Consider the following 10,039-nt stretch of genomic DNA (forward strand, 5'->3'; position numbering starts at 1 on the left):
AATATTTAGCTTTTTTTTCGACAAGATCCTCATAGTTAAAATGTAAGCGCTATATTATGATTGTGAAAAAGAAAGACGATACCGGAGGGGGTCGCCGTGGTGGACAATTTTAATATTAAACGCGTTAAGAAAAGTGAAATCGTGCAAAAGGTGAAGGAAGATAAAGCTAAGCTGCGAGCGCGAAAGCAAGAAATTAAAGCGCTACCGGAAGCAGAACGAACAGCAGCGATTGAACAGGACAAACAATTAAGAAAAGAGCAAAAGAAACAAACAAAAATAGAGTTGAAAACTCTAAGGCGCAAAGATCGTAGAGCGATGAAAAAAGAAGCGAAACGCTACAAGAAAATTAAAAATAGATCAAGACGTTTCACCGGCTGGTCGATCGTAGCGCTTGTTGTCATATTGTTGTTCGTACAATTCGGTGCAACCGCTTCTAGCATCATCGATGCGCTGACAGGAAAACACATTACAGCCGTAACCGATTCCCCTGAGGCACTTGCAGCACGTGAACAAGGTGGGAAAATAGCTGAAGAAATTGCGAATGAAGGCATTGTTCTATTGAAGAATGATGATAAACAGCTGCCTTTGAAAGATAAAAAGGTTAACGTCTTCGGATTAGCTGCATTAGAGCTACGTTATGGCGGCGGAGGATCGGGTGCGGGGGATACTTCCCGTGCGGTTAATTTATTTAAAGGTCTAGAAAATGCAGGTATTTTGTACAATACCGAGCTTCATGACTTGTATCAAGAGGTTGGTGCAAAAGCAGGAGTGGGCAGCAAGGCGAGTACCGGAGTCATTCAAGTTGTAAAAGGTATGTTAGGCGGAAACTCTAGCGATGAACCTAAAATCGATTATTTATCGGACGAAGCAATAGCACAAGCGAAATCCTATTCGGAAAATGCAATTATTGTCATTGCTAGTGAGAGTACAGAAGCTAGTGATGCAACCGCTGAGCAGTTGAAATTGACAGCAAATAAACGCGCTTTGATTGAAAAGGTTGCACAGTCATTTGAAAATGTCACAATCGTTGTAAATGCGGGGAATGCCTTAGAGCTTGGTTTCGTAAATGAATTTAAATCTATTAAATCTGTCTTGTGGATAGGAACACCTGGGCCTTATGGAGCCAACGCATTAGGAAATATTCTTGCAGGAAATATCAATCCATCAGGCCGTATTACGGATACGTATGTTTATGACAATGCATCGGCTCCAGCAAGTGAGAACTTTGGAGACTACAAATACGATAATTTGAAGTATTCATTCCTCAATTATCAAGAAGGTATCTATGTCGGTTACCGTTTCTATGAAACCTTCTTTTTAAATGATGAAGCAGGCTATCGAGATACCGTGTTATATCCTTACGGACATGGATTAAGCTACACGGATTTCGAGTGGAAGGTCCTGAATCAGTCATTGTCGGAAGACAAGATTGAACTACAAGTCGAAGTGAAAAATGTGGGCGACAAAGCCGGAAAAGATGTTGTTCAAGTTTATTATTCAGCTCCGTATATTGCAGGCGGCATTGAAAAATCGGCCATCGAACTGGCCACTTATGCAAAGACGTCTTTGCTGGAAGCGGGTCAATCCGAGGTACTTACCCTTTCTTTTGCTACCGAAGAGATGGCTTCTTATGATATGAGCGTAGAAGAAGCGTATGTACTAGACCCAGGCACCTATTCAATTAAAGTGGCTCGCAATGTCCATGATATCGTGGCAAGCTATGACCTTCAGTTGGCTGAGAAGAAGGTTTTCAAAGAAGATAAGGATACCGGAACGCCTTACGAGAATCGCTTTGAATTAGCAAAAGGTGAAGTTACGTATTTGTCACGGAATGATTGGGAGAAGACATATCCTTCGGATGAAAATATTAGTCATAAAGCACCGCAGAATGTGCTCGACGCATTCTCAAAAGAGCAGGAAGCATCAAATTTGGAAATGCCAACGGTTGGCGCTGATAATGGCTTAGTACTGGAGGATTTGAAAGGTTTAGCCTTTGATGATCCGAAATGGAATGAATTCATGGATCAGTTTACATTGGACGAAATGATTGATTATGTAGCAAACGGCGCCTATAGAACAATGGCGGTAGAGCGTTTGGGTGTTCCTAAAACGTTGTTGATGGATGGACCTGCTGGATTTAGTTACTTCTTTAAGCCAATCGAAGCCGCGTCATATCCGTCTGAAATCGTCATTGCAGCAACATGGAACAATGATCTAGCCTATCAAATGGGAGAAGCGGTTGGTAAAGAAGCGCGTGCGTATGGCATTCAAGGCTGGTATGCACCGGGGATGAATATCCACCGTACAGCACAAGGCGGCCGTAACTTCGAATACTTCTCAGAAGATCCTGTGCTTTCAGGAAAAATAGCGGCATCTATGATAAACGGCGCAGAAGACCAAGGCATTATTGCCTTTATGAAGCACTTCGCGTTAAACGATCAAGAAACCAATGCTCGTTCAGGAAATCTGATCTGGGCCAACGAGCAAGCGATTCGCGAAATCTACTTGAAGCCGTTTGAGATTACGGTTAAAGAAAGCAGCCCTCTTGGCGCAATGTCTAGCTTTTCGATCATCGGGACAAAGTGGGCAGGAGCGAATTCCGTCTTGTTAAATGATGTTCTGCGTAAGGAATGGGGCTTTGATGGATTTGTTTCCAGTGATGCAGTCTTTGGATTTATGAAAGCGCCGGATGCGGTTGTAGCTGGTAATGATCTCATGCTCGATATTATGACACCAAGTAAAAACGAGAAATTATTAAAACAAGCATACAAGAAGGATCCTGCAGGAATCACAAACGGGGTTCGCACAAGTGTTCAGCATGTGTTGTACACGATCCTGCAAACCTACTTATTCGAAAAATAGGCGTAAGCATGCGGGGTGAAGAGATTGAAGTATAGAGCATTAATTGAAAGTATGACGGTAGAAGAAAAAGCATCTTTAATGTCTGGCGCAAACTTCTGGAATACAAAAGCAATCGACCGAGTGAAGATTCCAAGCATTATGCTGACCGATGGACCTCATGGTCTGAGGAAGCAAGGCGGAAAGGCAGACCACTTAGGCTTAAATAAAAGTCTGCCTGCCACTTGTTTTCCGACGGCGGCAACCTTGGCTAATAGCTGGGACAGACAATTAATCTATGAGGTAGGTCAAACGATTGGAAAAGAAGCAGCTAGCGAAAAAGTGAGCGTGTTGCTTGGTCCTGGATTGAATATCAAGCGGAATCCGTTATGCGGACGAAATTTTGAGTATTTTTCCGAGGATCCTTATTTAACGGGAGAATTAGCGAGCGAGATGGTCAAAGGCATTCAGGTGAACGGTATCTCTGCATGTCCTAAACACTTTGCTGTCAACAGCCAAGAGCATATGCGAATGACGATTGACGAAGTCGTGGATGAACGCTCGTTAAGAGAATTGTATTTAGAAGGATTCAGACGTGTAATTGAGATGGGTCAACCGAAAACCATCATGACCTCTTACAACAAAGTGAATGGTACCTTCGCTAATGAAAATAACGATTTGTTACAGGATATTCTGTACGGAGAATGGGATTTTAATGGCGTAGTCGTTACGGACTGGGGCGGTAATAATGACCGTGTTGCAGGGTTGAAAGCAGGAAATCAATTGGAAATGCCTTCAACCAATGGAATTACGGATCAGGAAATCGTGCAAGCAATTAGAAAGAATGAGCTGGCCGAAGAAGTGCTGGATGACGCTGTCGATCGTCTGCTGGAGTTAGTCTTTACTACCCAGCTGCATGATCAAGATACACCGCGTATCGATTATGAGGAGCACCACAATAAAGCGATAGAAGCTGCCAAACGTTCGATTGTGTTATTGAAAAATGACGATAAGATATTACCGCTTAAACACGGCAATAAAATTGCGATTATTGGTGATTTCGCCAGTAATCCTCGCTACCAGGGTGCTGGAAGCTCGCTTATTAATCCTGCCAAGCTATCCAATGCCTGTGATGTGCTCGGTCAATCTGGCTTGTCGATTGTTGGGTACGCGAAAGGCTTCAAGCGAATGGGCGGAAAAAATGATCGGTTAATAAAGGAAGCTGTTACGTTAGCTGAGAAAGTAGATACCATTCTACTGTTCTTGGGGCTGGACGAAGGCAGCGAAGCCGAAGGTGTTGACCGCGTAAACCTTAGCTTACGTGACAACCAGCTCGAACTGCTTCGCTCATTAACAGAAGTCAATTCCAATATTGTGGTGATTCTCGCGGGCGGTGGCGCCATTGAAATGCCGTTTATAAAGAATGTAAAAGCTATAGTTCATACCTATTTATCTGGACAAGGAAGCGCTGAAGCGTTAAAGAGTATTTTACTTGGAGAGTACAACCCAAGTGGTAAGCTCAGCGAGACATTTCCGATTAAATATAGTGATGTCTCTTCTGCTCCTTATTATCCAGGTAAGGAGGCAACCGCAGAACATATCGAAGGCATTTTTATCGGTTACCGTTATTTTGATACCGTGAATAAGCCTGTGTTATTTCCGTTTGGATATGGGCTGTCCTATACAACCTTTGCATATACGGATTTAACGGCTGATCAGCATCAGGTTACGTTTACTATCACCAATACAGGGGCAGTAGCAGGGGAAGAGGTTGCGCAGCTCTACATCCAGAAACAAGATTCGTCCATCTTTAGAGCGAAGCGAGAATTAAAAGGCTTTGAAAAGGTGAGCTTAGAGCCGGGTGAAAGCAAGCGTGTCACAATCATGCTGGAGGAACGTGATTTTTCCTATTATAATCCGACGATTCACGATTGGGCGGTTGAGCCTGGTGCTTATGAAATTCAAATCGGCAGTTCAATCCAATCTATTCTTTTGCAGGAACGTATTACGCTTACAGGAGATTCCGTTTCTTGTGAACATACCAAGGATCAATTCCCGCATTATTTTAGCGGACACGTTCATGAGGTAACGGCAGCGGAGTATAAGGGGCTGTTGGGATATGAACCTCCTTCTCCTTGTTGGGATCCAAAGCAGGACTTGGGGTTAAACGACACCATTGCTCAAGCTAAATATAAGAACGCACTTGGAAAAACAATCTATCATATTGTCTTTTTCTTTAACAAGTTTTTCGAAGCAGTCAATAAGCCTCTGCTAGCGAATAATGTCTACTTTGTTCTGAATATGCCATTTCGTCAAATTGACCGTTTTACTGGCGGGAAAATTAGTCGAAAGCAAATCCTGAAGGTGTTGAAATGGATAAACCGATAGACAAATAGGAAGTGAAGAAAAGGAGATACCACGGTATCTCCTTTTTCTAGGCTTCAAAGGAGAAATAGAAGAATATGAGCGAAGTAAATATCGAAAAAAATACAGGAATGATGGGTGTATGGAATAAATTTAAGGGGCTGCATCCAAATATTGCACAATTCATAGTATTTTTTATACTGAGTGCTGGGATGACGGTATTACAACTTGTTCTAATGCCTTTATTTAAACTTATATTTGCACAGACATCATTACTATCTACAAGCCTTCAAGTTTTTCAGTTGGGACATAACTTTGATGGAAGTGCCTATTATGTATTCGATTATGCTGCAGGTTCACTTGCATCAGGAGGTGGAGGAGGGCTTGGCTATTTTCTTGCCGTTCAAATTACACTCGGCATTGCACAGATCATTAACTTTTTCGCACAGCGAACCATTACATTTAAATCAAACAGTAACGTTTGGAAGGCCGCTTTCTGGTATGTACTAGCGTATATTCTTATAACCATTGGTGCTGCCGCGGCACAAGGATTTTATAAGGCTCCTATCTATAATTTATTAATTAACACATGGGGAATGGGATCAATGGGGGAGACAATAGCGGATATTATTACAATGATTATCATTAGTACGATTTCGTTCTTGATATTCTATCCTATCTTTAAGATCATTTTCAAACAAGAGCCTGAAAAACTGGCTTAGTAAAGGAACACCTTCCCTGATTACCGGGGGAGGTATTTATACTACCAACATTTTAAAGCGCTTACTTATGTGATTATTATATGAAAATGTAAGTAATAACATTTTACGACATTATTCACCTTACTTTTACATGGGAGTTATGATATGTTTTGGTTGAATATGGATAATTTAAAAGATGAGAGGAAGAATGCGTATGGAAGCGCTGGTGTGGACATCCAATCATAAGCTGGAACTCTATGAACGGAAAGAACCACAGATTGCAGCCCCGGATGAAGTTAAGATCCGGATTGAGATGACAGGCATTTGCGGAACAGATCTAGCGGTCATCACCGGTAAAGAGGAAGGAGTTCCAGGAATCATTCGCGGTCATGAGGCTGTAGGGACCGTAATCGGAATTGGCAGTAATGTTGATCGTGTTAAGGTGGGGGACCGTGTAGTTATCGATCCGAATCAAAGCTGCAATGAATGTTATTTTTGCTTGAAAGAGCAGCCGCACTTATGTATAGGACCGGATGGAAATGGGATGCCGATTGCTGGTTTGAATAGAAATGGGACATTCACTTTTTTTTACACTACTGCACAAACGTTTGCACATCTTCTGCCTGATCATATGAGCTGGGAAACGGGGGTATTAATCGAGCCGCTTGCCTGTGTGCTGCACAATTTCAAAGAAGCTAATGTCACAGCTGACGATAAGGTGCTCATTCTTGGATCGGGTCCAATGGGACTGTTAAGTCAAAGGGTGAGCAAATCAAAAGCTGCGCTCACGGTAGCGACGGAAATTAATCCCTATCGGTTGGCATTTGCTAGAGAAATCTCGGATTTTGCTCTAACACCCTCTCAATTAAATCAAGCTACCGCAGATGAAATCTGTGCGGGACATAAGTTTGATGTGATTATCGATACGGTGGGCACTCAGCTCGAAGTGGCGGAGAAATGGATTGAGCGTGGAGGGCGCATCATTCCTTTTGGAATTAATGCGAAGTATCGGTACACCTTTTCCCCTACCAAATTCGTACAGCAGGCAATCAAAATTATCGCAACGGGCGAATACCGCTATATGTTCGAGGAAGCTTTGCAATTTGCCGCTGAGAGGCCTGAACTAGAGAAACTGGTGACGAGAAAAGTTAAGCTCAATCAGCACGAAGCAGCAATAAACGAGTTGATCGGCTATGAATTGAACTCTTTGAAGGTGGTTGGGAGTGACACCGTAAAGACGGTTTTTGTTCCCTAAACGTAGAACTGCAATCAACGAGAGGTGGATCTGTTAATGAGCAAAGAAAGCAAATTTAGACTTGTTCAGGATTACTTGTCTATACACAAAGATAAAGACGTCGCGCCAATTTGGATACCTGCTGTGTGGAATGAGTGCAAATATGAGTGTGTTCTTTTCGAAAAAGACGAGGAAATTTGTGTGCATCCGTATGATTTTTTAACAGAGCATTTGAAGTATATAGACAAGCTTTCGTGGAGATATTCGCTTAAGGAACGCACGAATTTAGACGACAGCGCAATCTATTCTTCGTTAATTCGTTATTCGACGGCTTGGGATTACAACCATGATGGGACAATCCAATCTGGTACTTTTTTAAGATTCCTTATTCTTCTGCCGCTGTTAAAGAAAATGGGCATCAATATTCTGTATATGCTTCCAGTGAACCAGTACAGCAGGTTGAATCTGAAGGGAGATATCGGGTCACCTTACGCTGTGCAATCGTTATTCCACTTGGATCAGAACCTACACGATAGCCTGCTGGATGGTATGGAGCAGTTTACGATCCACGATGAGCTCAGCGCTTTGGTAGAAGCTTGTCATTTACTTGATATTAAGACTGTTGTTGATTTCATTCCCCGTGTAACGGCGAAAAACAGTGTGTTCATTACCGAACATCCTGAATGGGTGTATTGGATCAAAATGCAGGAATTAGAAGGCTTTGCACCGCCATCGATTCCTGAGCTTGGATTCTTTGAGGAGTGTACCCCTGACAAATTGGAAACGGTCTACCACAGCCAGGAAACCGCAGCATTTCTGCGGAAGTTCTCGCCGCCGCCCAATGAACTTCATCCACTCCTTTGGCAGCAGTTAAAAGAAAGAGCTGCTAAAAATGGAGATGAGCTATTAACTCTGGTGGAGCAAGAGATGAGGATAACGACCGCTCCCGCGCATTCGGATTGGATTAACGATGTGCAGCCGATTTGGACAGACATTACGTTCTTGCGCCTTTACAAGGACGTCTCTCCGCAAGTGAAACATCTTATAAGTTCGGATCAGGCACCGTATGTTCTTTTTGATACGATTAAATGTAATGACTATCCAGGTGAGGAGCCGAATCTGAAGCTGTGGGATGTGTTGGAGGAGGCCGTACGGTTTAATCTCGAAAAGTATGGGATTGATGGCTTCCGTATCGACATCGGACATGTACTTCCTATTCCGCTGTTGACTCGAATTTTTGACACGATTAAAGAGTTGAATCCGAATGCGATCTTGATCAGCGAAGATTTGTTCAATCGTAATCACAAGAAGGCGGCGAGCACCGGCTACAACATTATGCTTGGCAGCGGATGGAATGTCATGACGCATATGAATAAAGACAATCTCGTTTCATTCTTAGAGGAGTTGCCTGAATTAAATATTCATGTGTTCGCCTGTGCAGAAACGGCAGATACGCCTCGGATCACGAGCCGTGGCGGTGTTGAGGTAGCTCGGATGATCGCGGTATTTAATCAATTTCTTCCGAATGCAATTCCATACGTGACGACTGGTTATGAAATGAATGAGGAGCAGCCCCTCAACTGTGGTCTTGGTGACAACACGAACGGAGAGGAGATTTCTCGCGCTTTTTTTAACGTCATGAAAATTAATTGGACTAATCCTGCACCGATGCTGCCACTGCTGACAGAGCTAAGTGAACTTAAGAAAGATTGGCCCCAGCTAGTGAAGCCAGAAAACTTTTTCGTGGCGCAGTCCCCGGAAGGTACAGTTCTGTACGGGTATATGCATGGCGAACAGACGCTGCTCTGCTGCTTTAACTTGAGTGCTGATGCTTCCTGCCAAGTTGATTTGAAGGCTGCGGTACCTGGGCGGTGCCCAATGACCGTGACGCTGGATAGTTCCTTAACGGGCAGTATCGTAGGTCAGACGATAGACAGTATACTGCTAGCACCAAATCAGGCTTTAGTGCTCGTAAACAACCATAGACAAGTTAGTTAAGGGGGAGAGGCAGCGATGGAAAAGAAAAACAAAGAAATCGTGTTATGGCATGAGTTTGACGGTCCGGGAGATACCTCGATTGAGGTGTTGGAGGGAATTTGCAAGCTGTATACAGAGCGCTTCGGCGTACAAATTACGCCACAAGTGATGAACATTACGGAGTTGACTGCGCGCCTGAACCAAATTAAGGACACTCATCAAGGTCCGCATCTGGCGATGGTTCCTGCGGATATGTCCTCCTATGTTGAGAATGGCCTTTACTCTGAAGTACCAGGATGGCAATTCGAAGATGCACTGACTGAAGGGGCACTTTCAACGATGCAACTGGATGGTGTTCAGTATGGTATCCCGGTATTACGGGGCAATCATCTGGTTCTGTATTACAATCCGGAGATATACGCCAGTGCGCCGACGACATGGGACATGTTCGAAGAGGCAGCAGAGAGGTTGTCCGCTCAAGGCATCATACCGATTGGAGCAGATTTACAGCAGGGTTATTGGTTTATTCTGTTTCTTACAGCTTTCGGTGGTTGGCCTGTTCAGGATGGAAAGCCGAATATCGTTACCCCTGAAATGAGGCAGGCGCTTCAGTTCATCCGCGACAAAATGGATCAAGGTGTGATTGTTAGTCTCGACGGCTCTACAGGACTGCTAGAGCAATTCATTGAGGGTAAGATCGGCGCTATTATTTGTGGCGAGTGGATTTATAACCATTTGGATAAGCAGATGAACAACAGGCTTGCGGTTTGCCAGCTTCCGGTCATCGAAGGGCGACAATCACTATCTATGTCTTCTTCCATCGGCCTTATCTACCCTAATCATTCGTTAACGTCTGAGGAGCGGGAAAATATTTTATCCTTCACGCATTTTATGTTGAGTGACGAGTGCCAAACCATGTGGACGC

Annotated in this window: 6 protein-coding genes; all 6 read left to right on the plus strand. The window is 43.6% G+C overall.

What is annotated here, in order from left to right; all coding sequences use genetic code 11:
- Nucleotides 1-99: 99 nt before the first annotated feature.
- The gene (locus tag CA600_RS08515) at nucleotides 100-2,862 is read left to right on the plus strand and encodes a glycoside hydrolase family 3 protein (protein WP_094869794.1); all 2,763 of its coding nucleotides are present in this window, start codon (nucleotides 100-102) and stop codon (nucleotides 2,860-2,862) included.
- Nucleotides 2,863-2,877: 15 nt separating this feature from the next.
- Entirely contained in the window at nucleotides 2,878-5,226 is a 2,349-nt protein-coding gene (locus CA600_RS08520) for a beta-glucosidase (protein ID WP_218832767.1), read from the plus strand.
- 74 nt (nucleotides 5,227-5,300) lie between these two features.
- Nucleotides 5,301-5,924 carry a GtrA family protein gene (locus tag CA600_RS08525; protein WP_094869796.1) on the plus strand — a complete coding sequence of 208 codons (624 nt, stop codon included), beginning with the start codon at nucleotides 5,301-5,303 and terminating at the stop codon, nucleotides 5,922-5,924.
- A gap of 193 nt (nucleotides 5,925-6,117) precedes the next feature.
- The gene (locus CA600_RS08530) at nucleotides 6,118-7,158 is read left to right on the plus strand and encodes a zinc-dependent alcohol dehydrogenase (RefSeq protein ID WP_094869797.1); all 1,041 of its coding nucleotides are present in this window, start codon (nucleotides 6,118-6,120) and stop codon (nucleotides 7,156-7,158) included.
- 36 nt (nucleotides 7,159-7,194) lie between these two features.
- The gene (locus tag CA600_RS08535; protein ID WP_094869798.1) at nucleotides 7,195-9,135 is read left to right on the plus strand and encodes an alpha-amylase; all 1,941 of its coding nucleotides are present in this window, start codon (nucleotides 7,195-7,197) and stop codon (nucleotides 9,133-9,135) included.
- 15 nt (nucleotides 9,136-9,150) lie between these two features.
- Nucleotides 9,151-10,039: sugar ABC transporter substrate-binding protein (locus CA600_RS08540; protein ID WP_094869799.1), on the plus strand; the 889-nt coding region annotated here is incomplete at its 3' end.

Origin of the sequence: Paenibacillus sp. VTT E-133280, from assembly GCF_002264385.1 — a bacterium.
GTDB classification, from domain to species: domain Bacteria; phylum Bacillota; class Bacilli; order Paenibacillales; family Paenibacillaceae; genus Paenibacillus_AQ; species Paenibacillus_AQ nitricinens.

Coding starts and splice junctions, on each gene's coding strand:
- CA600_RS08525 (WP_094869796.1), top strand. CDS start 5,301: ATGAGCGAAGTAAATATCGAAAAAAATACAGGAATGATGGGTGTATGG.
- CA600_RS08530 (WP_094869797.1), top strand. CDS start 6,118: ATGGAAGCGCTGGTGTGGACATCCAATCATAAGCTGGAACTCTATGAA.
- CA600_RS08535 (WP_094869798.1), top strand. CDS start 7,195: ATGAGCAAAGAAAGCAAATTTAGACTTGTTCAGGATTACTTGTCTATA.